Origin of the sequence: Paucibacter sp. XJ19-41 (assembly GCF_028462495.1) — a bacterium.
In the GTDB taxonomy this organism is placed as follows: Bacteria; Pseudomonadota; Gammaproteobacteria; order Burkholderiales; family Burkholderiaceae_C; genus Roseateles_E.
This window is the reverse complement of the sequence record NZ_JAQOWX010000091.1, coordinates 1-22,918: the sequence shown is the minus strand read 5'-3', so window position 1 is coordinate 22,918 and position 22,918 is coordinate 1. Positions and strand designations below refer to the sequence as shown.

Below are 22,918 nucleotides of genomic sequence, written 5' to 3'. Positions count from 1 at the left end.
TGATGGACTGGCCTTTGTAGAGCACGTCGCCGTCGGCCACCGGCTGGATGCCGGTGACGGCCTTGAGCGTGGTGGTCTTGCCCGCGCCGTTGGCGCCGATCAGGCTGACGAGTTCGCCCTTCTTGACTTCGAAGTCCACGCCCTTGACGGCCTGGATGCCGCCGTAGGCCACCTTCAGCTTCGTGACCTTGAGCAGGGTTTGTGTGTCTGACATCTTGTGGTTTCCTGTTCAGTGGGCCGCGTGGCCGGCGCCCAGATAGGCTTCGATCACCTTCTCGTTGCGCTGCACGTCATAGGGCGTGCCTTCGGCAATCTGCTTGCCGTAGTCCAGCACCGTGACGCGGTCGCACAAGCCCATCACCAGCTTGACGTCGTGTTCGATCAAGAGGATGGTGCGGCCGTCCTTGCGGATGCGGTCGATCAGCTCTCTGAGCACCACCTTCTCGGTGGCGTTCATGCCTGCGGCCGGCTCGTCCAGCGCGATCAGCTTGGGGTCGGTGGCCAGGGCGCGCGCGATCTCCAGGCGGCGCTGGTCGCCGTAGCTCAGCGTGCGCGCCTTGAACTCGGCGTACTTGCCGATGCCCACATAGTCCAGCAGCTCCTGCGCGCGCTGCGCGATGGCGGCTTCCTCGGCCTTGAAGCCGGGGGTGCGGAAGATCGCGCCCATCAGGCCCGAGCCGGTGCGGATGTGGCGGCCCACCATCACGTTCTCCAGCGCCGTCATGTCGGCGAACAGCCGGATGTTCTGGAAGGTGCGTGCGATGCCGGCCTTGGCCACCTGGTGCACGGCTTGCGGCGTGTAGGGCTCGCCGCCGAGCATGAAGCTGCCGCCGTCGGGGGTGTAGAGCCCGGTGATGACGTTGAAGAAGGTGGTCTTGCCCGCGCCGTTGGGGCCGATCAGGCCGTAGACCTGGCCCTTCTTGATCTCGATGCCCACCTCGGAGAGGGCTTGCAGCCCGCCGAAGCGCTTGGAGACGCCTTTGACGCTCAGTACGGTGTCAGTCATGGGGGTCTGTCCTTCTCGCTCTTACTTCTTGTCGGTGGGCGCGGCCTTGCCGTGCTCGGGCGAGGGCCACAGGCCGCGCGGGCGCAGCAGCATCACGCTGATCATGGCCAGCGCCACCAGGAGCTGGCGCAGGATGGAGGCGTCCAGCCGCCCGCCCGTCATCTCCTGCAGCGGGCCGGCCACATAGCGCAGCACCTCGGGCAGCATGGCCAGCAGCAAGGCCCCCAGGATCACGCCGGGGATGTGGCCGATGCCGCCCAGCACCACCATCGCCACGATCATCACCGACTCCTGCAGGCTGAAGGACTCGGGGCTCACAAAGCCCTGGAAGGCGCCGAACATCGAGCCGGCCACGCCGCCGAAGGTCGCGCCCATGCCGAAGGCCAAGAGCTTCAGGTTGCGGGTGTTGATGCCCATGGCCTTGGCGGCGATCTCGTCTTCACGGATGGCCATCCAGGCCCGCCCGATGCGCGAGTTCTCCAGCCGGTAGCAGATCACCACCGAGGCCACCACCAGGGCCAGGAACAGGTAGTAGTACAGCGTCACCGAGGGCAGCACGAAGCCGAAGACCTCGGTGGGCCGTCCCAGGTCCAGCCCGAAGATGTGGATCGAGTCGATCTGGCCAATGCCGCGCGGGCCGTTGGTGATGTTGGCCGGGTGCTCCAGATTGTTCAGGAACACGCGGATGATCTCGCCAAAGCCCAGCGTCACGATGGCCAGGTAGTCGCCGCGCAGCTTCAAGGTCGGCGCCCCCAGCATCACGCCGAAGAAACCGGCCAGCCCTGCGCCCAGCGGGATCACGATCCACAGCGGCGAGTGCAGCCCGTCGGGGAACATGGCCCGGAAGGCTTCGAAGTTCTCGCTCAGGTGCGGACTCGCCAGCAGCGCGAACATATCGGCGCCCACCGCGTAGAAGGCCACATAGCCCAGGTCCAGCAGACCGGCATAGCCCACCACGATGTTCAGGCCCAGCGCCAGCAGCACGTACAGCAGCGCCAGGTCGAGGATGCGCACCGGCCCGTTGCCGAACTGCTGGGCCACCAGCGGCAGCACCAGCAAGGCCAAGGCCGCCGCCAGGAAGACGATGAGTTTGTTCTTTTGCATGTTTATTCTCCTTGGCCCGCTCAGGCTCGATCCGCCACGCGCTCGCCCAGCAGGCCCGAGGGTCGCAGGGTCAGCACCAGGATCAGCGCCACGAAGGCGAAGATGTCGGCGTAGTGGCTGCCCAGCACGCCGCCGGTCAGCTCACCCAGATAGCCCGCCCCGATGGCCTCGATCAGGCCCAAGAGCACACCGCCCACCATGGCGCCTGCCAGGTTGCCGATGCCGCCCAGCACCGCCGCCGTGAAGGCCTTCAGCCCGGGCATGAAGCCCATGGTGTGCTGCACCGTGCCGTAGTTGGCCGCCCACATCAGGCCGGCCACCGCCGCCAGCGCCGCACCGATCACGAAGGTGGCCGAGATGATGAAGTCCGGCTTCACCCCCATCAGCCCCGCCACGCGCGGATTCTCGGCGGTGGCCCGCATCGCGCGGCCCAGCTTGGTGTGATTGACCAGCCACAGCAGCGCCGCCAGGATCATCACCGTGCTGCCCAGAATCAGGCACTGCGTCACCGTGATCACCGGCCCGCCCAGATCAAACGGCGTGGTCGGCAGCAGCAGCGGGAAGGGCTTGGGGTTGGGCTTCCAGATGATCATCGCCAGCGTCTGCAGCAGCAGGCTCACGCCCATGGCAGTGATCAGCGGTGCCAGCCGCGGCGCATTGCGCAGCGGCCGGTACGCGATCTTCTCGATCACGAAGTTCAGCGTCGTGCACACGATCACCGCGCAGATCAGCGCCACCAGCATCAGCGCCCAGCCCGGCAGGCCGCTGTCGACCAAAAAGGTCACCACCGTCCAGCTCACCAGCGCCCCCACCATCAACACCTCGCCGTGCGCGAAATTGATCAGGTTGATGATCCCGTACACCATCGTGTAGCCCAAGGCCACCAGCGCATACATGCTTCCGAGCACCAGCCCGTTGATGATTTGCTGGATAAAGGTTTCCATCGCGACTTCTCCGGTTCGGCGGTCCGGCCCCCAAGGGGCCGAAGACCGCGATTCATTGTGCGAAGACCTGAGCAACAAAAAGGCCCGCCGCAATCGTCGGCGGGCCCAGATGGCCATCGGTCCTGCAGGCTGGCGCGATTGTAGAAGTGCGTGAATCGCCCGATTCGCTGGGGAATACCCGCTGGCGGGATTCTCAAAAATTGCCTGTTTTTGGTGTATACATGAAATAAATCAAGTATCCACAAAGTGACTCACTCCTTGCCGGCCTCCTCATCGAGCCGGCGCAGATGCGCCAGCTTGTCGGCGATCTTGGACTCCAGCCCGCGCGGCACCGGCCGGTACCAGCCGGGCTCGGCCATGCCCTCGGGCAGATAGCTCTCGCCGGCCGCATAGGCCTCGGGCTCGTCATGGGCGTAGCGGTAGGCCTTGCCATGGCCCAGCTCCTTCATCAGCCGTGTCGGCGCATTGCGCAGATGGGGCGGCACCGCGCGCGACTTGTCGCTCTTGATGAAAGCGCGGGCCTCGTTATAGGCCATATAGCCGGCATTGCTCTTGGGCGCGATGGCCAGGTAGATCGCTGCCTGGGCCAGAGCCAGCTCGCCCTCGGGCGAGCCCAGGCGCTCCAAGGTGCTGGCGGCGTCGTTGGCCAGCTGCATGGCGCGCGGGTCGGCCAGGCCGATGTCCTCCCAGGCCATGCGCACCAGGCGGCGCGCCAGGTATTTGGCGTCGGCGCCGCCGTCCAGCATGCGGCACAGCCAGTAGAGCGCGGCATCGGGATTGGAGCCGCGCACCGATTTGTGCAGCGCCGAGATCTGGTCGTAGAAGTTGTCGCCGCCCTTGTCGAAGCGCCGCGCATTGAGGGTCAGGGCTTGCTGCAGGAATTCGGCATCGACCAGGCTGACGCCGGCCACCCGGGCCGCCGTGTCGGTCTGCTCCAGCAGATTCAGCAGGCGGCGCGCATCGCCGTCGGCATAGCCGACCAGGGTGTTGATCGCCGCCTCGTCCAGGCGCAGCTCGGTCAACACGAGCTCTTGCGCCCGCTGCACCAGCAGGCCCAGCTCCGCGTCGCTGAGGGCCTGCAGCACATAGACCTGGGCGCGCGACAGCAGGGCCGAGTTGACCTCGAACGAAGGGTTCTCGGTGGTGGCGCCGACAAAGGTCACCAGGCCCGACTCGACAAAGGGCAGCAGCCCGTCCTGCTGGCTCTTGTTGAAGCGGTGTATCTCATCGACGAACAGAATCGTCTTCTTGCCCAGCGCCTGGTTGTGCTCGGCCTGCTCCATCGACGCGCGGATCTCCTTGACCCCGGAGAACACCGCCGACAGCGCGATGAATTTGTAGCCGAAGGCCTCGGCCGTCAGCCGCGCCAGCGTCGTCTTGCCGACGCCTGGCGGGCCCCACAGAATCATCGAATGCGGCTTGCCCGACTCGAAGGCCAGGCGCAGCGGCCGGCCCGGCCCGATCAGATGGGACTGGCCGATCACCTCATCCAGGCTGGCCGGGCGCAGGCGCTCGGCCAGCGGCTGATGGCTGGCGGGCGCTGAGGCCGGCGCGGCGCCGGGCTGCGGCGCCATCTCGGGAAACAGGGACTCGTTGGCATTCGACATGCCGGCGATTGTCTCAGTGCGGCGGCTTGGCCGCGCTGCCCATTGCGGCCAGCACTCGCTCGGTCAGATGCGTGGCCAGGCATTGCTCGGCCACGAACACCTCGCCCAGCCCGGCCTGGCGCAAGAGCGCGGCCTCGTCCTCGCTATAGGCGCGCAGCAGCACGCGGATCGAGGGGTTCAGCTGATGCGCCGTTTCCACCATCTGGCGCGCCTGCAGGCTGTCGCCGCCGCTGATCACCAGCAGGGCCGCCCGCGCGATATGCGCCTGTATCAGCACCGCCGGGTCGCTGGCATCGCCGCTGACGGCCGCGATCTGGCGCTCGCGCAGGCTCTCGACCAGCTCGCGCTGCTGCTCGGCCACGACCAGATGCACCCCCTCGGCCAGCAGCCCGTCGGCGATCTGCTTGCCGACCCGGCCGTAGCCCACCAGCACGACCTGACCCTCGAGCTTGGCCTGGTCGGTGCTCATCGGCAGCTCGGCCAGCGGATCATCGCGCTGCTCCATGCGGCGCGCCCAGGACGAGCGCCGCAGCACCCAGGCCTTGACCGGCTCGATCGCGGTGAACAGCACCGAGTTCAGCGCGATCGAGATCAGCGCGCCGGCCAGTATCAGGCTCTGCCCCTCCTTGGGCAGCAGGCCCTCGGCCACGCCCAGTCCGGCCAGGATGAATGAGAACTCGCCGATCTGGGCCAGGCTGGCGCCCACGGTCAGCGCGGTGTTGAGCGGGTAGCGAAAAGCCAGCACCAGCGCGATCGCGGCCAGGGTCTTGCCGACCACAATGATGGCGACCACCGCCAGCACCTTCAGCGGCTCGTCCAGCAGCACCTGCGGGTCGAACAGCATGCCCACCGAGACGAAGAACAGCACCGAGAAGGCATCGCGCAAGGGCAGCGACTCATCGGCCGCGCGGTGGCTGTATTCCGACTCGCGCATCATCATGCCGGCGAAGAAGGCGCCCAGCGCGAAGGACACATCGAACAGCGCCGCCGAGCCATAGGCCACGCCCACCGCCACCGCGACCACGCACAGCGTGAACAGCTCGCGCGAGCCGGTACCGGCCACCGCGAACAGCAGGCGCGGAAACACCCGCCGCCCGACCACCAGCATCAGCACGATGAAGGCCGCGACCTTGGCCAGGGTCCAGCCCACCGTGCCCAGCAAATTGGCCTCGCTCTTGCCTTCCAGCAGGCCGGCCAGCGGCGGCAGCAGCACCAGCACCAGCACCATCACCAGGTCCTCGACCACCAGCCAGCCCACCGCGATGCTGCCATTGGCGGTTTCCAGCTGACCCCGCGCCTCCAGCGCCCGCAGCAGCACCACGGTGCTGGCGACCGACAGCGCCAGGCCGAACACCAGGGCCCCGCCGAGGCTCCAGCCCCACCAGTTCGACAGTCCGAAACCAAGGGCGGTGGCAACCGCGATCTGCACGATGGCGCCGGGCACCGCGATGCGCTTGACGGCCAGCAGGTCCTTCATCGAGAAATGCAGGCCGACACCGAACATCAGCAGCATCACGCCGATCTCGGCCAACTGGCCGGCCAGATCGATATCGGCGACGAAGCCGGGCGTGGCCGGGCCGATCGCGATGCCGGCCAGCAGATAGCCAACCAAGGGTGGCATCTTCAGGCGCGAGGCCAGGAAACCGAAGACGATCGCCAGGCCGAAGCCGGCGGCAATGGTGGAGATCAGGCTGACGTTGTGCGGCATCCGATGCCGCTCCTACTGCTCGATCAGATCGGCACCGGCCGGCAGCACAAAGCGAAAACGCTCCGGCGCCACCACCGCATTGCTGCTCACCGCGCTGAACTGCAGCAGCGAGCGCTGGCCAAAGCCGTCGACCACCTCGATCGCGGCCAGTTCCTTGCCCTTGAAGCCGATCTTCAGGCTTTGCAGGCCGGCACTGTCGGCTTGGGGCCCGCGCGGCGTGGCCAGCACCCAGTCCAGGCCCTGCGCCGAGGGCTGGGCCTTGAGCTCGAAGTCCTTCTCCAGATTCGCGCCGGCCAGCAAGGCCGCCGGCGTGGCGCCCAGGGCCTGGTCCATGCGGCGCGAGCTGGCCTGCTGCAGATCGGGGTCATAGATCCAGACCTTCTTGCCGTCACCGACGATCAGTTGCTCGAAAGGCTTGGCATAGGCGAAGCGGAACTGGTTGGGGCGCTGAAACTCGAAGCTGCCCGAGGAGTTCTTCTTGCGCTTGCCGTCCGGCGAGGTGACGGTCTGCGTGAACTCGGCCTTGCCGCTCTTGACCTCGCGGCTGAAGTCCCTGAGGGTCTGCACCGCATCGGCCTGGGCGTGAGCGGCTGCGGCCAGACACAAGGAGATGAGTAGCTGTTTCATTCGTCTCGCTTCGGGATGATCAGATCGCGGCTGCCATTGGTGTTCATGGCGCCGACCAGGCCGGACTTCTCCATCTGCTCCAGCAGACGCGCCGCCCGGTTGTAGCCGATGCGCAGATGGCGCTGCACCAGCGAGATCGAGGCCCGGCGATGCTGCAGCACGATGGCCACCGCCTGGTCATACATCGGGTCGGCCTCGCCGGCCGACTCTCCCGGCGCCGGCGCCTCGCCGCCTTCGGTGTCGAGCACGCCGCCTTCCAGGATGCCCTCGATGTAGTTGGGCTCGCCGCCCTGCTCCTTCAGGTATTCGACGACGCGGTGCACCTCCTCGTCGCTGACAAAGGCGCCGTGCACCCGCACCGGCAGACCGGTGCCCGAGGCCATATAGAGCATATCGCCCATACCCAGCAGGGCCTCGGCGCCCATCTGGTCGAGGATGGTGCGGCTGTCGATCTTGGAGCTGACCTGGAAGCTCAAACGGGTCGGGATATTGGCCTTGATCAGGCCGGTGATCACATCGACCGAGGGCCGCTGCGTGGCCAGGATCAGGTGGATGCCGGCGGCGCGGGCCTTCTGCGCCAGGCGCGCAATCAGCTCCTCGATCTTCTTGCCGACCACCATCATCAGGTCAGCCAGCTCATCGATCACGACGACGATATGCGGCAGGCGCTCCAGCGGTTCCGGGGCCTCGGGCGTCAGGCTGAAGGGATTGCCGATCTTCTCGCCGCGCTCGGTAGCCTCGTCGATCTTCTTGTTGTAGCCGGCCAGATTGCGCACGCCCATCTTGGACATCAGCTTGTAGCGTCGCTCCATCTCACCGACGCACCAGTTCAGCGCGTTGGCGGCCTGCTTCATGTCGGTGACGACCGGGGCCAGCAGATGCGGGATGCCCTCGTAGACGCTCATCTCCAGCATCTTCGGGTCGATCATGATCAGGCGCACATCGCGCGCCTCGGCCTTGTAGAGCAGGCTCAGAATCATCGCGTTGATGCCCACCGACTTGCCCGAGCCGGTCGTGCCGGCCACCAGGCAATGCGGCATCTTGGCCAGGTCGGCCACCATGGGCGCGCCGATGATGTCCTTGCCCAGCGCCATCGTCAGCATAGACGGCGCATCGGCATAGACCTGCGAGCCCAGGATCTCGCTGAGCTTGATGGTCTGGCGGCGCGCGTTCGGCAGCTCCAGCGCCATGAAGTTCTTGCCCGGAATGGTCTCGACAACGCGGATGCTGACCAGGCTCAGCGAGCGCGCCAGGTCCTTGGCCAGGTTGACGATCTGCGAGCCCTTGACGCCGGTGGCCGGCTCGATCTCGTAGCGCGTGATCACCGGGCCCGGCGAGGCCGCGACAACCCGCACCTCGACGCCGAAGTCCTTGAGCTTCTTCTCGATCATGCGGCTGGTCATTTCCAGCGACTCGGGCGTCACCGACTCGACCCGGGTCGGCGCGGCATCCAGCAGATCGACCTGGGGCAGTTTCGTATCGCTGGCGTCGGCAAACAGGGTCTTCTGGCGCTCCTTGGCGACGCGGGTGGACTTGGGCACCTCGACCACCGGTGCCTCGATCACGATGGGGATGTGCTCCTCGACCACATGGCGCTCGACCTCGACCACTTTCTCGCGCTCTCGCAAGGCCTGCTGGCCGACCTTCTGGTCTTCCTTGATCTCGCGGCGCTCCTGGCGGCGCTCACGCAGGGTCTCGACCCAGGTGCCTATCACCTCGGCCACACGCAGCCAGGAAAACTGCAGGGCCAGCGAGGCGCCGGCCAGCAAGGCCGCGATCCAGACCACGCCCGAACCGGCAAAGCCCAGCGCCCGCATGCTCCAGGGCCCCAGGGTGTAGCCCAGCACGCCGCCGGCATGACCGGGCAGCCGCGATTCCCAGGCATAGAGCCGCGACCATTCGAGGGCGCAACTCGCACAAATCAGCAGCAGAACGCCCAGCCAGAACAGGCCGCGCGCGCGCAATTTGTTACCTTGAGGCGGCGGTTCAGCCCGCAAAACGCCGGCCAAGCTGCCCAACCAGACCCGCAGGCCGACCAGCATCAGCCACCAGGCCGAGTAGCCGAAGACGAAAAGCAGCAGGTCCGAGACCCAGGCACCCAGCGCGCCGAACCAGTTGCCATACAGCTCGCGGCTGCCCGAGATCGAGAAGGCCGCATCGGCGCGGTCGTGGCTCAGCAGGGCCAGCAGGCACAGTGCCCAGACGACGGCACCGAGCGCCAGCCACAGCGGCGTGCGCGATGCACTGACCGGCGCCGGCGCTACGGCCGCCTTCTTGGACTGGCGTTTATAGACTTTATCGGGCGCGGCAGCCGCATCGTCGCCCAGCAGTGATCCCAGAGGAAAGCTCATGGCGCCATTGTGGCGCAGGAATCAGCGGGCTCAGTCGTGGGCCAGGCGCTCCTTGATCACCACGGAGCCGTTCTCCAGGGTCTCGATCACGCCCTTGTCCTCCAGATCCTTCATGACACGGCTGACCATCTCGCGCGAGGCGCCGACCACCTTGGCCATGTCCTGGCGCGAGACCTTGCCGCGGATGATCTTCAGGCCCTTCTCTTCTTCGGACATGTCCAGCAGGGTGCGCGCGACACGGCCATAGACATCCAGCAGGGCCAGCGACTCGATCTGGCGATCGGCATTGCGCAGCCGCGCGACCAGGCCGCGCAGGATGGCATAGGACAGGCTGCTGCTGTCCGGCAGGCAGCGCGAAAACTCGCTGCGGCCCAGCACCAGCATATCGGTCTGCACCTCGGCGCGCACGGTGGCCGAGTGCGGCTCGTTGTCGATCAGGCTCATCTCGCCGACATAGTCGCCCGGCTGCAGCACCGCGAGGATGACCTCGCGACCGCGGGTATCAGCGGTCAGCACGCGGGCGCGGCCGTTCAGCAGGATGAAGAGCGCATTGGACTTGGTGCCCTGCTCGACGATCAGTTCACCGCGCTTGAAGCGGCGCTTGACCACGCTGTCCGCAATGGACTGCGCCTGATCGGTGGTCAGCAGGGAGAACAAGGGCACCCTGCGGATCAGGTCCAGGTTGGACAGCATGGCCATGAAGAAACTCCTCTGACTTTTGTATGTTGGGGTTGTTGTGAGGCCGTCAGCCGCTTGATCGGCCAGCTGCCTAGAATGTAGCCATTGTGCCAACTTGGTCACAACTCTCCATAGGGTCTTGGCCGTATAAGCGCGGCGAACAACTCTTGTGTGTTGTGCCCGCAACCCCATATCGCCCTCATGAGCCAAACCACCCAACACCATCCGCTGCTGATCCTGGGCTCCGGCCCGGCCGGCTACACCGCCGCCATCTATGCCGCGCGCGCCAATCTGAAGCCCACGCTGCTGACCGGCATGGCCCAGGGCGGGCAGCTGATGACCACCACCGAGGTGGACAACTGGCCGGCCGATGTGATGGGGGTGCAGGGCCCTGAGCTGATGCAGCGCTTCCAGCAGCATGCCGAGCGCTTCAACACGCAAATCGTCTACGACCATATCAACGAGGTCGACTTCTCCAAGCGCCCGTTCACGCTCAAGGGCGACAGCGGCGTCTACACCTGCGACGCACTGATCATCGCGACCGGCGCTTCGGCCAAGTATCTGGGCCTGCCCTCGGAGGAGAGCTTCATGGGCCGCGGGGTCAGTGGTTGCGCGACCTGCGACGGCTTCTTCTACCGCGAGCAGGAGGTCTGCGTGGTCGGCGGCGGCAATACGGCGGTCGAGGAAGCGCTGTATCTGAGCAATATCGCCAGCAAGGTCCATGTGATACACCGCCGCGACAAGTTCCGCGCCGAGCCCATCCTGATCGACAAGATGATGGACAAGGTCAAGGCCGGCAAGATGGAGCTGCATCTGTTCAACACCCTGGACGAGGTGCTGGGCGACCAGAGCGGCGTGACCGGCGTGCGCATCAAGAGCACGGCCGATGGCAGCACGAAGGAGCTGAAACTGCAGGGCTGCTTCATCGCGATCGGCCACCAGCCCAATACCGACATCTTCAAGGGCCAGCTGGAGATGAAGGACGGCTACATCATCACCAAGAGCGGCCTGAACGGTTTTGCGACCATGACCAGCGTGCCCGGCGTGTTCGCCGCCGGCGATGTGCAGGACCATATCTATCGCCAGGCCATCACCAGCGCCGGCACCGGCTGCATGGCTGCGCTCGACGCCCAGCGTTTTCTGGAGCAGGAGCAAGGCTGAGGCTGACTCCCGGCGGCCGCTGGTCTTTGGCCTGAATTCAGGCTATACTCGCCGGCTTGCTTGCTGGATGGACCGCGCTCCGAGGTTGCCTCAACGATTTATATCGATGACTGGCCGACGGGTTTAGCTTGCATAAAGCGGTCATGTGGATGTCTCGCCGGGGATGCTGAATACAGCTCCCCTGAGGCAGCTGGGTCAGAAAATCAAACCGGAGAAGCGTCATGGCACGCGTCTGTCAAGTCACGGGCAAGAAGCCCATGGTGGGGAACAATGTCTCCCACGCCAACAACAAAACCAAGCGTCGGTTCCTGCCGAACCTGCAGTACCGCCGTTTCTGGCTGGAAACTGAAAACCGCTGGGTGCGTCTGCGCATCAGCAATGCGGCTCTGCGTTTGATCGACAAGGTCGGCATCGACCAAGTCGTCGCTGACCTGCGCGCCAAGGGCGAGCTGTAAAAAGTCCACTAGGAATTAAGGAGCATCACCATGGCATCCAAAGGCGGACGCGAAAAGATCAAGCTGGAATCCACTGCGGGTACCGGCCATTTCTACACCACGAACAAGAACAAGAAGACGACGCCCGAAAAGCTCGAATTCATGAAGTTCGACCCCAAGGCTCGCAAGCATGTCCTGTACAAGGAAATCAAGCTGAAGTAATTCGGCCCGGTCTTGCGACCAAGAAAAACCCGCCTTCGGCGGGTTTTTTCGTTTCAGGGCTTGCGGGCCGCGTCAGCCGCGAACTCGCCGGCAAACCATTCATCCAGCATGCGCTTCTCGTAGCGCAGCGGCTCGCCGCTGGTGTAGCGGTTGATGCCCCACATATAGTTCATGTCGGAGAGGCTCACCTTGCCCTCTCGCAGCGTGGCCTGGCCATCGCTGAGCACATAGCGCAGCTCGATGCTCGGCCAGGTCACCGAACGCAGCACGCGGATGCGATCCATCATCGCGCCGCGAGGTTCGAGCTGGCCCGCCAGATTCAGGTCCAGCACCTCGATCAACAGCTTCTGCGACGCCGGAAGGTTTTTCTCGGCCAGGCTGCGCAGATGCGCCTCCAGCATCTCCAGCGTGCGCTCGCGATCAATGATCGATTCGCTGGCATCCTGGAACTTCTCGGGCTCGACGAACTTCACCTCGACCGCCGCCTGTGCCGACAGGCCCAAGCCCGTCAGCAAACCCAGCATCGAGGCCTTGAAGATTTTGTGCATGACACGCTCCTGAACTGCTTGCTACGCACAAAGTATAGGCAGCGGCCATGAAAAAAGCGCCGACTCGCGGCGCCCTTTACCCGAGGGAAACCTCCCCGACAAGTTCAGGCACGTGCGGTGCGCAGCCCCATCGAGAAAGCCCGCAGCTCGGCAATACCACTCTCCTCGGCCCGGTGGCACCAGGCTTGCAGATCGCTGACCAGCTGCTCGGCGGAGACATTGGTGCGGGTCCAGAGCTGGCGCAGCTCTTCGCGCATCAGCAGCAGCTTGTCCAGCGCCGGGCTGGCGGCGCGCACGCTGGCGATCTCGGCCCGATAGGCCTGCGGGATGCGATCCTGATCGCGGTGCAGCCAGCGCTTGGCCAGCTTGAACTGCTGCCACTTTGCGCTGTGCTGCTCGCCCTGGGCCTTCAGCCGGGCGAGCTCGGTGGTGCAGGCCTCTTTAAGGCCGCGGCCGTAATGGGCCATCACCTCGTAGCGGTTGGCGATCAGCGCCTCCAGCGTGTCCTTGTCGGCCGGCCGGATCGCACCCTGGCGCAGCTTGGGCGCGGTCTTGCGCACTTTGGCCCAGCCCACCATCTCCATCGCCCGGATATAGGCCCAGCCGATGTCGAACTCATAGGGCTTGATCGAGAACTTGGCCGAGGTCGGATAGGTGTGGTGGTTGTTGTGCAACTCCTCGCCGCCGATGATGAGGCCCCAGGGCGAGATATTGGTCGACGCATCCTGGGCCTCAAAGTTGCGATAACCCCAGAAGTGGCCGATGCCATTGACCACGCCGGCCGCCCAGATCGGGATCCAGGCCATCTGCAGCGCCCAGATGCTGGCGCCGATGGCGCCGAACAAGGCCATATTGATGATCAGCATCAGGCCCACACCCTGCCAGCTGAAGCGGGTGTAGAGATTGCGCTCGATCCAGTCGTTCGGCACGCCGTGGCTGTACTTGGCGAGCGTCTCCTCGTTCTTGGCCTCATGGCGGTACAGCTCGGCGCCTTCGCGCAAGACCTTCTTCAGGCCGCGGGTCTGCGGGCTGTGCGGGTCATCTTCGGTCTCGCATTTGGCGTGGTGCTTGCGATGGATCGCGACCCATTCCTTGGTCACCATGCCGGTGGTCAGCCACAGCCAGAAACGGAAGAAATGCGAAGGAATCGGCCCCAGGTCCAGCGCCCGGTGCGCCTGGGCCCGATGCAGGAAGATCGTCACCGCCGCGATGGTGATATGGGTCACGACCAGGGCATAGGCCACGACCTGCCAGATGCTGGCCTCCAGCAGGCCGAAGCCCAGCCACTGGACCAAGCCATCGTGGAGGCTCATGAGAAAGTTCATTCGTTCCTTACCCTGCCCGCAGCGGAGCGTTAACAGAAAACCACAATCCGGCTCGATTGTAGGCGGGTCGTGTTAAGAGTTTCTGTACGCAAGCGCGCACGCGGCCTGCCGGCCCGCCATTCAACTCCGCTCCCAGACGGCGGCAAAAAAGCCATCGGTCTGGTGCTGATGCGGCCACAGGCGCAGATAACCCCGGTCGACCAGGCGCTCGGCCTGCGCCACATGGGCCCGCGCCAGCTGCTCACCGGCATCCAACAGCTTGAACTCCGGATGGGCGGCGCTGAAGGCCTCGGCAATGCTCTCGTTCTCCGCATCCAGCAGGCTGCAGGTCGCATAGACCAGGCGGCCGCCCGACTTCAGCAGGCGCGCCGCACTGTTCAGGATGGCCGTCTGCTTGGCCTGCAGCTCGGCAATCGCCTGGGGCGACTGGCGCCACTTCAGATCCGGGTTGCGCCGCAAGGTGCCCAGACCCGAGCACGGCGCGTCGACCAGCACGCGGTCGATCTTGCCCGACAGGCGCTTGATGCGATCGTCGCGCTCATGGGCGATCTGGGTCGGGTAGACATTGGACAGGCCGCTGCGCGCCAGCCGCGGCTTCAGCGCCGCCAGCCGGTGGCCGGACACATCGAAGGCATAGAGCCGACCGGTATTGCGCATCGCCGCGCCCAGCGCCAGTGTCTTGCCGCCGGCGCCGGCGCAGAAGTCCACCACCATCTCGCTGCGCTTGGCGTCGAGCAGCAGGGCCAGCAGCTGGCTGCCCTCGTCCTGCACCTCGACCGCGCCGCTGGTGAAGACCTCCAGCTTGTTCAGCGCCGGCTTGCCCTGCACGCGCAGGCCCCAGGGCGAGAACGGCGTCGGCTCGGCGCTGACGCCGGCCGCACGCAGCGCCTCCTGGACCTCCTCGCGCTTGGCCTTCTGCACATTGGCGCGCAGATCCAGCGGTGCGCCCTCGTTCATGCTGGCGGCCAGCGCCCAGAATCCCTCATCGCCCAGGCGTTGCAGCAGCGGCTCGGCCAGCCACTCGGGCAGGTTGTGGCGCAGCTTGGGGGCCAGGCCGCTCTTGTCGATGGCCTGGACCTGGGCCAGCCATTGCTGCTCGGTCGGGCTCAGCGCGCCGCGCAGAAAGGTTTCGCTGCCCTGCCAGGCCAGGATGGCCAAGCGGCGCTCCAGCGGACCGGTGCCGGACTGGGCCAGGTGCTGCAGCTGCAGGCGTTGGCGCAGCACGGCATAGGTGGTCTCGGCCAGCGCATGGCGCTCGCGCTGGCCCAGGGCCTTGTTCTTGCGGAAAAACGCGGACACCACGCCGTCGGCGGGTGCGTCCATTTTGAGCACCGCGCGCAGCAGCTCGCAGCTCATTTCTAGAAGGGCATTAGGATGCATAGCTCCGATTATCCCCGGCCCGCCCATGAGCGCTGACGATCTGCCCGAGCTGCCCCCGACACCGACCGGCCGCTACCGCCATTACAAGGGCGCCGACTACGAGGTCATCGGCGTGGCCCGCCATAGCGAGACGCTGGAGCCGCTGGTGGTCTACCGCCCGCTCTACGGGGCCGGCGGCCTGTGGGTGCGGCCCCATGCGATGTTCTTCGGCATGCTGGACGTCGACGGCCGGCAGGTCGCCCGCTTCAGCGCCGTCGACCCATGAAGCTGCTGCGCCAGCTGCGCCTGCGTCCGCGCCTGCTGTCGGCCCTGGCCGTGGGTCTGGTCGTCGGCCTGACCCTGCCCGCCAGCCTGCCGGCGCTGACGCGCAGCCTGATCGGCTGGAATGTCGGTGTCTGGCTCTATCTGGGCCTGGCCTTGCAGATGATGTGGCGCTCCGACCATCTGCATCTGCAGCGCCAGGCACGCGCCCGTGCCGACGGCATGGCGGCGATGCTGCTGCTGGCCGTGGCCGGCGCGGCGGCCAGCCTGGGGGCGATTGCGCTGGAGCTGTCCCAGGTACGGCATGGGCCGGGCGCTCCTCAGAGCTGGGCCTATCTGCTGCTGGCCATCACGACGGTGGCCGGTTCCTGGTTGCTGCTGCCGTTCGAGTTCGCGCTCGCCTATGCCAGCCTCTACCACAGCGGCGAGAAAAGTCCGCATGGCCTGGAGTTCCCCGGTGACGAGCCGCAGCGCGACTATGTCGACTTCATGTATTTCGCGGTCACGCTGGCGGCCACCTCGCAGACCTCGGACGTGGCCGTCAGCTCGCGGCCCATGCGCCGCCTGGTGCTGCTGCACGCGGTGCTGTCCTTTGTTTTCAACACCGTCGTGCTGGCACTGACGATCAACATCCTGGCCGGCCTGATCAGCTGAAGGACTGGGCCTCGCCGGCCAGCTGCCTCACGCGGCCATCCTCGACCGCCAGCTGCCCCTGCACGAACCAGCGCACCGCGCTCGGGTACATGCGGTGCTCCAGCTTCAGCACCCGCGCGGCCAGCGCGTCCGCGTCGTCGCCATCGAGCACCGGCGCCACCGCCTGCGCAACGATGGCACCATGGTCGAGCTCGGCGGTGACGAAGTGCACCGTCGCGCCGACGAATTTGCAGCCCATCTCCAGCGCGCGCTGATGGGTGTGCAGCCCGGTGAAGGCCGGCAGCAGCGAGGGGTGGATGTTCAGCATGCGATCCGCGTAGTGGGCGGTGAAGGCCGGCGTCAGGATGCGCATAAAGCCTGCCAGCACCAGCAGATCGGGGGCAAAGCCATCGATCACCCGCTGCAGCTCGGCGTCAAAGTCCTCGCGGCTCGCAAAAGCCTTGTGATCGACCACGGCGGTCGCGATGCCATGCGCGGCCGCGAAGTCCAGCCCGGCCGCGCCGGGCTTGTTGCTGATCACCGCCGCAATGCGCGCCGGCCAGCCCTCGGCCGCGCAGGCCCGCACAATGGCCTCCATATTGGAGCCCCGCCCCGAGATCAGGATCACGATATTCTTCATCGGCCGGCAGTGTAACAATGCGCCTCCCCGCCCGAGCCGACCGCCATGAACCCCGAGATCGAATCCCAGCCACGCCCTCGCGTCCTCTCCGGCATGCGCCCGACCGGCGCCCTGCATCTGGGCCACTATCACGGCGCGCTGAAGAACTGGGTGCGGCTGCAGTCCAGCCATGACTGCTTCTTCTTCGTCGCCGACTGGCATGCGCTGACCACCCAGTACCAGGACCGGCAGAACCGCAACAGCATCGAGCGCAATGTCTACGACATGGTGGTCGACTGGCTGGCCGCTGGCATCGACCCCGAGCAGGCCACCCTCTTCATCCAGAGCCGCATGCCCGAGCATGCCGAGCTGTTCACGCTGCTGGCGATGAGCACGCCGCTGTCGTGGCTGGAGCGCATCCCCAGCTACAAGGATCAGGTGAGCCGCCCGAATGCCGAGGGCGCCACCTACGGCCTGCTTGGCTACCCGCTGCTGCAGGCGGCCGACATCCTGATCTACAAGGCGGCCCATGTGCCGGTCGGAGAGGACCAGAGCGCCCATGTCGAGGTGACCCGCGAGGTCGCGCGCCGCTTCAACCGCATCTACAGCCCGGACCGGGCCATCCTGCCCGAGCCGCAGGAGTTGCTGACCGAGACCGCCCGGCTGAGCGGCCTGGACGGCCAGAAGATGAGCAAGAGCTATGGCAATGCGATCGCGATGCGCGACGAGCCGGCCGTGGTCGAGGAGAAGATACGCACGATGCCGACCGACCCGCAGCGCGTGCGCCGCAGCGATGCCGGCGACCCGGCGCGCTGCCCGGTCTGGCCGCTGCACCAGCTCTATACCGACGCCGCGACACGCGCCGAGCTGCAGCAGGGCTGCACGAGCGCCGGCATCGGCTGCCTGGACTGCAAGCAGCCGCTGATCGAGGCCATCCAGCGTGAGCAGCAGCCCTGGCGCGAGCGCGCGGCCGACTACCTGGCCAACCCCAAGCAGGTGCACTGGATCGTCGAGGTCGGCACCGAGCGCGCCCGGGCGGTGGCCCGCAAGACTTTGCGGGAAGTCCGCAGCGCGATGGGTCTGAACTATTGATGGCCAGCATCCACATCACCGACATCGAGTCCGCGATCAACTGGTGGCGGCAGCGCCAGCCCTCGCCCGACGGCATCAGCGCCTGCGCCGAGGTGCGCGCGCTGGCCGAGATCTATGCCTTGATGGTGTACTACCGCGAGGACGACTGCGACGAGGACAGCATGCCCGCGCGGGCCAAGGAGGCCTGGCTGGCCTGGTATGCCAGCACGCCCGATGCGCCCTGCATCGCGATCTGCTCAACCAGCCAGGGCGACGAGCTGTGCAAGGGCTGCGGCCGCACCTTTGACGAGGTCCAGCACTGGCCGGTGATGACGCCCGGCGAGAAACGCAGCACCTGGCGCCGCATCTCGATCGAGGCCACGGCCTGGCGCTTCAACCGCTATGCCGAGCGCGCCCGCGAGTTCAGCGGCGTCGATCATCCCCAGAACCCGCACAACGCCGGGGTCAAGTCTTGAGCCAGGCTCATCTGGACAGCCTGCGCCGCATCGCGCCGCTGGCCTGGCCGGTGTTCGTCGGCCAGATCGCGGTGCTGGCCTTCAGCACGGTGGACACGGTGCTGGTGGCGCGCCACTCGGCCATCGATCTGGCGGCCCTGTCGGTCGGCGCGGCCGTCTATATGAGCGTCTTCGTCGGTCTGATGGGGGTCGTGATGGCGGTGGCGCCGGTGGCCGGCCAGCTGTTCGGCGCCGGCAAGCTGCGCGAGGCCGGCGATCAGCTGCACCAGGGCGCCTGGCTGGCGCTGGCCCTGCTGCTGCTGGGCGAGGCCGTGCTGCTGTTTCCCGACCCGCTGCTGGCGATCGCCCGCACCACGCCCGAGGTCGAGGCCAAGGTGCGCGCCTATCTGCAGACCCTGGCCTTCAGCCTGCCGGCCGCGCTGATCTTCACCGCCTACCGCGGCTTCAACACCGCCGTCTCCCGCCCCAAGGCGGTGATGGCGCTGCAGCTCGGCGGACTGGCACTGAAGGTGCCGCTGAGCGCGCTATTCCTGCATGGCTTCGCGATCCCGCTGACGCCCTGGCGCGTGCCGGAGCTCGGCGCGGTGGGCTGCGCCGTCGCCACCGCCCTCGTGATGTGGAGCCAGTTGCTGATTGCGCTGCTGGTGCTGCGCCGCGATCGCTTCTACGCGCCCTTCGGCCTGAACAGCGGCCGGCTGCAGCCGCCGCGCTGGGCCGATATCAGAAGACTGCTGAAGCTGGGCGTGCCGATGGGCGGCGCCATCCTGATCGAGGTCACCGGCTTCACCTTCATGGCCATATTCATCGCGCGCCTGGGCCCGACGGCGGTGGCCGGTCATCAGCTGGCCGCCAATCTGGTGGCCCTGATGTTCATGATGCCGATGGCGCTGGGCAATGCGGCCGGCACCCTGGTCGCGCAAAGCATTGGCGCACAGCGCCTGGCCGAGGCCCGGCGATTGGGCTGGCACGGGCTGGAGATCGCGCTGGCCCTGTCCTGCCTGGTCGGCGCCGTGGTGTTCTTCGCGCGCGAGCAGGTCTTGGGTCTGTACACGCCCGACGCCACCATCATCGCGGCCGCCCTGCCGCTGCTGCTGTGGGTCTGGCTGTTCCATGTCGGCGATGCGGTGCAGACCGTCGCCGCCTTCGTGCTGCGCGCCCATCACATCGCCACCGCGCCGATGCTGGTCTATGCACTGGCGATCTGGGGCGTCGGCATGGGCGGTGGGTACTGGCTGGCCTTCGGCAGCGCCGGCTGGGCTCCGGCCTCGCTGCAGGGCGCCAGCGGCTTCTGGTCGGCCGCCACCGCCGGCCTGCTGATTGCGGCCGGCGGCCTCAGCGCGGTGCTGGCCTGGGTACACCGCAAGGAAGCGGCGGGCGGCTGAAGCGGCCCGGCGCCGCTTCAGCGCGGATCGCTGTTGATCAGCCGTTCCCACTCCGCCCAGGTCGATTCGCTGACCTCCAGGCCCTGCAGAGTCGGCGCTTCGGCAGGCAAGCGGCGGCGAAACAGCTGCTCGCTGGCCCGCTTGAACTGCGCCAGCACCTGGCCGGCATCGAGTGGTCGGGCCGCTTGCGGCGGGCTGATCAGTGTCAGTTTCTCGTTTGGCATGCCGCCAGCATCGGTCATCCCGGCCGCCAACCCAATCCCGCTGGGGTGGGCCCACTTTTGGGGGGATTCGCTTGAGCGGCTGGCCGCGCGGCAGTGGTAATGTGCCGTCTTGATTCAGAGCCCATTCGAGGACCCCAACCGACACCCCCCCGGCCCTGCCGCGGGGCCCCGGGGGGGGGGCGGGCCGCCGGGGGGCGCCCCGCGCGGGGCGCCCCCCGGCGGCCCGCCCCCCCCCCGACCATCACGCTGACCCCCGAGGAGCGCACCGCGCTCTACTACATCCCCCAGGCACCGGGCGGCCGCGTCGTCTCCGAGGAATTGCAGCAACGCCTGGAGGATCTGGGCCTGGCCGCCAAACGCCCCGACGGCACACGCTGGCTGACGCAGCTGGGCGACCAGGTCAGGCAGGGCAAGCGCTGAGCAGCGGCAGCAGGCCGGGGCCGGTCGGCGCCAGCCTCATGCGGCCGGCTCCGCCCTCGCCTCGCCCAGCAGGCCCTGCCAGTACAGCTCGGCCCCCAGCAGCACGGTGCGCATCTGGGTGCGCTGGGCCAGCACAAAGGCCTCGCCATAGACCGTCTCGTCGGGAAACTCGGTGATCAGCGTGAAGGGCACGGTCGAGCGGCTGTCGTCCTGGATCAGGCAGGGAATGCCGTTGAGCAGCAGCGGCGCCGTGTCGGCATCGACCCAGTGCGCGCGCCACAGTCGCTGCTGGCGCGCGTTCAGTGCGACCAGGGCCGGGTCTTGCGCCAGCCCCGCGCTCAGCGCCTCCAGGAAGGCCCGGCCATCCCGCCCCGGGTGCCGACGCAGGATCAGGAAGAAGCCGCGCGGCAGCGCCCAGTCCTCGAAGCCCGGCGGCAGATAGCCGGCAAAAGGCCGGGTCCACTCATGGGCCGGATAGCCATGCAGGCTGAAATGCAGGCCGGCCCCGGTGCGCGCGATCGCCTGCTGGCGCGCGGCCTTCTCGCCCAGTGCCGGGCTGGCAGCGCCGCCGCGCGCCTCCAGATCATCGCCCAGCGCGGTGTAGCGCGCCGCGTGGTGCATATGGCGCGGGTTGCTGCGGATCAGGGCTTGGTGCAGGGCCGCGCCGTCGGGGTTCTCCAGCGCCACCAGCGCGTAATGGGCCTGGTCCTGCTGCTGCAGGACCAGGGTCGCGCGCAGCGCGCCGACCACGCCCGAGCTCTCGTTGGCATGCTGGCCGGCGCTGATCACGATGCCGGGCTTCGCGCCACGCCGGTGCAGGCCCGTGACCGGCCGGCCCTGGTGGGACAGGCAGCCAAAGCGCTCGCCCTGCAGCGGCGCCAGCCAGACGGCCACCGCCTCGGGCGATAGCGGCGAGTCCTGCGTGGCGAGGTCATCCACCAACAGCGGGTCGGACGGCTGCGTCTGTGCTGCCGGCGCGCCCAGCACCACCCTGACCCGCGTGCGACCTGTGGCGGCGCGGATGTCCGGGATGATCTGGCCGGGCCGCAGCGTGCGGTCGCCCTGCGGGCGGCCGGCGCGGCGCTGGAAGAATTCCAGCACGGCAAAGTAGAAGTCCTCGTGCAAGGCCTCGCGCGTGCTGATCAGCTCCTCGCCATAAGGCAGCGCGCGCTCGATGCCGCCGATCTCGACCTCGATGCGCAGCTGCTCGAAGTACGGTTCGGTTTCGCCCCAGTGATGGCCGGCGACCGCTGCCATCGCCGCCTCGTAGGCGGCGCGGTAGTCGCAGCTCGCCAGGGCCGCATCCTCGATCAGCTGGCCAGCGCGCCAGCTGCGCCGCCAGGCCTGCGGTGCGAGCCGCTGGTCCATCGGCACGAAAACAGCGAGCGGAGGCCGGCCATCGACACTGACGCGGGCCTCGGTCGGGGCCAGCGCGGCGTCGGTCTCAAAGCCCAGCTCGCCCTCGCCCAGCAAGGCCGCCAGTGGATAGGTCTCGACCTTGAGCCGCTGCAGCACGGCCGGCGCCACCGTGATCAGCAGCCGCCGCCAGCCGGCCGGCAGCGCCAGCTCGCCCTCCAGCCAGGTGTGCAGCAGCGGCTTGTAGGCACTGCGGATGCGGGCCGCGATGCCCAGCTCGGCCAGCGCCCGCTCGGCCCCGCGCCGCGCCGCCTCGTCCTCGAAGACCCAGGCCTCGAGGCGCTCGGGACGCTCGCGTGCGGCCTGCTCCAGCAGCAGGTCCAGGCTGCGCGGCAGCGTGATGTCCAGCAGAACACTCATGATCGATGGTGGGGTGGTTGGCGTTCGGCTTTATAGCCTCATCTCGTCATCGGCACCGTCGGCAATGCTGCGGTTTTCGCCGGCGGCGAGCGGGTCTGGCAGCACCGGCTGCATCATCCGCAGCCCCAGGTCTGCGCCGCGCTCGGCCCGGCACACGCCTAGGAGGCTGCGCCCCGGCGCGCTACGATGCCGGCCCAGCCCACTGCCGCGCAACCGCCCGATGACCACCACCGCCCTGCAACACCCGCTCCCCGACGCCAGCCCCCTGATCTATGGCTGCATGGGCCTGGGCGGCGGCTGGAACAGCCAGCCGCTGAGCGAGGCCGACATCGACCGCGCGCAGGCCGCCGTCGAGGCGGCCCTCGATATCGGCATCACGCGCTTCGACCATGCCGACATCTACACCCATGGCAAGGCCGAGGCCTGCTTCGGCACGCTGTTCAAGCGCCAGCCGGCCTTGCGCCAGCGCCTGCGGCTGCAGAGCAAATGCGGCATCCGCTTCGCCGACGAACAGGGGCCGGGCCGCTACGACCTGTCGGCCGCGCACATCGAACGCAGCGTCGAGGCCAGCCTGCAACGCCTGGGCAGCGAACGCATCGAACTCTTGCTGCTGCACCGCCCCGACCCCCTGCTGGAGCCGGCCGAGGTGGCCGAGGCTTTTGCGCGGCTGCGTGCGGCCGGCAAGGTCGGCCAGCTCGGCGTCTCGAACATGAACGCCGCCCAGATGCAGTGGCTGGCCAGCGCGCTGGACGCGCCGCTGGCGGCCAACCAGCTGGAGCTGAGCCTGGCCCGGCTCGACGCCATCGAGGCCGGCACCTGCTTCAACGACACCCAGGCCCTGCAGCGCCCGGGCAGCCTGGCCTGGGCCGGCACGCTCGAATACTGCCAGCGCGAACGCATCCCGGTGCAGGCCTGGGGCGCGCTGGCCCAGGGCCTCTACAGCGGCCGCGCGGGCGCCGAT

Annotated in this window: 24 protein-coding genes; 9 read left to right on the top strand and 15 right to left on the bottom strand. The window is 67.4% G+C overall.

All coding sequences use genetic code 11. The annotated features are described in order from the left end of the window. The 9 genes from PO768_RS20665 to PO768_RS20625 all read right to left on the bottom strand — a co-directional run. Positions 1-214, bottom strand: a 214-nt coding sequence (locus PO768_RS20665) for an ATP-binding cassette domain-containing protein (RefSeq protein WP_272647558.1), incomplete at its 3' end; no start/stop codon positions are given. 15 nt (positions 215-229) lie between these two features. Then, positions 230-1,006: an ABC transporter ATP-binding protein gene (locus tag PO768_RS20660; protein ID WP_137945848.1), complete on the bottom strand. Its 777-nt coding sequence runs from the start codon at positions 1,004-1,006 to the stop codon at positions 230-232. Positions 1,007-1,027: 21 nt separating this feature from the next. Beyond that, the gene (locus tag PO768_RS20655; protein WP_272647557.1) at positions 1,028-2,110 is read right to left on the bottom strand and encodes a branched-chain amino acid ABC transporter permease; all 1,083 of its coding nucleotides are present in this window, start codon (positions 2,108-2,110) and stop codon (positions 1,028-1,030) included. Between the two features lie 20 nt (positions 2,111-2,130). Next, positions 2,131-3,054 carry a branched-chain amino acid ABC transporter permease gene (locus PO768_RS20650; protein ID WP_269840687.1) on the bottom strand — a complete coding sequence of 308 codons (924 nt, stop codon included), beginning with the start codon at positions 3,052-3,054 and terminating at the stop codon, positions 2,131-2,133. A 251-nt stretch (positions 3,055-3,305) separates the two neighbouring features. After that, positions 3,306-4,628 (bottom strand): replication-associated recombination protein A, encoded by a 1,323-nt coding sequence (locus tag PO768_RS20645; protein WP_272647559.1) that lies wholly within the window; start codon positions 4,626-4,628, stop codon positions 3,306-3,308. A gap of 46 nt (positions 4,629-4,674) precedes the next feature. Then, positions 4,675-6,369, bottom strand: coding sequence for a YbaL family putative K(+) efflux transporter (ybaL, locus tag PO768_RS20640; RefSeq protein ID WP_269840688.1), 1,695 nt, complete (start codon positions 6,367-6,369; stop codon positions 4,675-4,677). A gap of 12 nt (positions 6,370-6,381) precedes the next feature. Next, positions 6,382-6,996: an outer membrane lipoprotein chaperone LolA gene (gene lolA / locus PO768_RS20635; RefSeq protein WP_272647556.1), complete on the bottom strand. Its 615-nt coding sequence runs from the start codon at positions 6,994-6,996 to the stop codon at positions 6,382-6,384. Then, entirely contained in the window at positions 6,993-9,347 is a 2,355-nt protein-coding gene (locus PO768_RS20630; RefSeq protein WP_272647555.1) for a DNA translocase FtsK, read from the bottom strand. The genes lolA and PO768_RS20630 overlap by 4 nt, the downstream gene beginning before the upstream one ends. Positions 9,348-9,377: 30 nt before the next feature. After that, complete coding sequence (locus tag PO768_RS20625) at positions 9,378-10,046, bottom strand: Crp/Fnr family transcriptional regulator (protein WP_137945614.1); 669 nt, start codon at positions 10,044-10,046, stop codon at positions 9,378-9,380. A 180-nt stretch (positions 10,047-10,226) separates the two neighbouring features. Between PO768_RS20625 and trxB the strand changes: the two genes are divergently transcribed. The 3 genes from trxB (at position 10,227) to rpmG (ending at position 11,842) form a co-directional block, all read left to right on the top strand. Beyond that, positions 10,227-11,186, top strand: coding sequence for a thioredoxin-disulfide reductase (gene trxB, locus PO768_RS20620; protein WP_272647554.1), 960 nt, complete (start codon positions 10,227-10,229; stop codon positions 11,184-11,186). Positions 11,187-11,407: 221 nt separating this feature from the next. Beyond that, on the top strand, positions 11,408-11,641 hold the full coding sequence (gene rpmB, locus PO768_RS20615; RefSeq protein WP_137945616.1) for a 50S ribosomal protein L28: 234 nt from the start codon (positions 11,408-11,410) through the stop codon (positions 11,639-11,641). Between the two features lie 30 nt (positions 11,642-11,671). Next, positions 11,672-11,842, top strand: a complete 171-nt coding sequence (gene rpmG / locus PO768_RS20610) for a 50S ribosomal protein L33 (protein WP_025564431.1) — start codon at positions 11,672-11,674, stop codon at positions 11,840-11,842. Positions 11,843-11,895: 53 nt separating this feature from the next. On the opposite strand, the gene PO768_RS20605 is transcribed toward rpmG, so the two are convergent. From PO768_RS20605 to PO768_RS20595, 3 genes are all read right to left on the bottom strand, one after another. Continuing rightward, positions 11,896-12,390, bottom strand: coding sequence for a DUF3016 domain-containing protein (locus PO768_RS20605; RefSeq protein WP_272647553.1), 495 nt, complete (start codon positions 12,388-12,390; stop codon positions 11,896-11,898). A gap of 104 nt (positions 12,391-12,494) precedes the next feature. Next, positions 12,495-13,715, bottom strand: a complete 1,221-nt coding sequence (locus tag PO768_RS20600; RefSeq protein WP_272647552.1) for a DesA family fatty acid desaturase — start codon at positions 13,713-13,715, stop codon at positions 12,495-12,497. 120 nt (positions 13,716-13,835) lie between these two features. Next, a complete protein-coding gene (locus PO768_RS20595) occupies positions 13,836-15,095 on the bottom strand; it encodes an RsmB/NOP family class I SAM-dependent RNA methyltransferase (RefSeq protein WP_137945618.1) in 1,260 nt (419 codons plus the stop codon). A 25-nt stretch (positions 15,096-15,120) separates the two neighbouring features. Here PO768_RS20595 and PO768_RS20590 point away from each other — a divergent pair, with 25 nt between their 5' ends. Then, positions 15,121-15,360 (top strand): DUF1653 domain-containing protein, encoded by a 240-nt coding sequence (locus PO768_RS20590; RefSeq protein WP_137945619.1) that lies wholly within the window; start codon positions 15,121-15,123, stop codon positions 15,358-15,360. Then, positions 15,357-16,010, top strand: coding sequence for a DUF1345 domain-containing protein (locus tag PO768_RS20585; protein WP_137945620.1), 654 nt, complete (start codon positions 15,357-15,359; stop codon positions 16,008-16,010). The genes PO768_RS20590 and PO768_RS20585 overlap by 4 nt, the downstream gene beginning before the upstream one ends. Here the strand turns inward: PO768_RS20585 and purN are convergent. Further along, on the bottom strand, positions 16,003-16,629 hold the full coding sequence (gene purN, locus PO768_RS20580) for a phosphoribosylglycinamide formyltransferase (protein WP_262968115.1): 627 nt from the start codon (positions 16,627-16,629) through the stop codon (positions 16,003-16,005). The two genes, PO768_RS20585 and purN, sit on opposite strands and share 8 nt — an antisense overlap. 45 nt (positions 16,630-16,674) lie before the next feature. On the opposite strand from purN, the gene trpS reads away from it, so the two are divergent. The 3 genes from trpS to PO768_RS20565 are packed head-to-tail and all read left to right on the top strand — an operon-like array spanning position 16,675 to position 19,537. Next, complete coding sequence (gene trpS, locus PO768_RS20575; protein WP_272647551.1) at positions 16,675-17,700, top strand: tryptophan--tRNA ligase; 1,026 nt, start codon at positions 16,675-16,677, stop codon at positions 17,698-17,700. Next, the gene (locus PO768_RS20570) at positions 17,700-18,155 is read left to right on the top strand and encodes a DUF3717 domain-containing protein (protein ID WP_272647550.1); all 456 of its coding nucleotides are present in this window, start codon (positions 17,700-17,702) and stop codon (positions 18,153-18,155) included. The genes trpS and PO768_RS20570 overlap by 1 nt, the downstream gene beginning before the upstream one ends. After that, positions 18,152-19,537: an MATE family efflux transporter gene (locus PO768_RS20565; protein WP_137945624.1), complete on the top strand. Its 1,386-nt coding sequence runs from the start codon at positions 18,152-18,154 to the stop codon at positions 19,535-19,537. Before PO768_RS20570 ends, PO768_RS20565 begins: the two co-directional genes overlap by 4 nt. Positions 19,538-19,554: 17 nt before the next feature. On the opposite strand, the gene PO768_RS20560 is transcribed toward PO768_RS20565, so the two are convergent. Beyond that, a complete protein-coding gene (locus PO768_RS20560) occupies positions 19,555-19,761 on the bottom strand; it encodes a hypothetical protein (RefSeq protein WP_262968113.1) in 207 nt (68 codons plus the stop codon). A 456-nt stretch (positions 19,762-20,217) separates the two neighbouring features. Then, positions 20,218-21,957, bottom strand: a complete 1,740-nt coding sequence (locus PO768_RS20555; protein ID WP_272647549.1) for a hypothetical protein — start codon at positions 21,955-21,957, stop codon at positions 20,218-20,220. Positions 21,958-22,177: 220 nt separating this feature from the next. On the opposite strand from PO768_RS20555, the gene PO768_RS20550 reads away from it, so the two are divergent. Then, positions 22,178-22,918: aldo/keto reductase (locus tag PO768_RS20550; RefSeq protein ID WP_272647548.1), on the top strand; the 741-nt coding region annotated here is incomplete at its 3' end.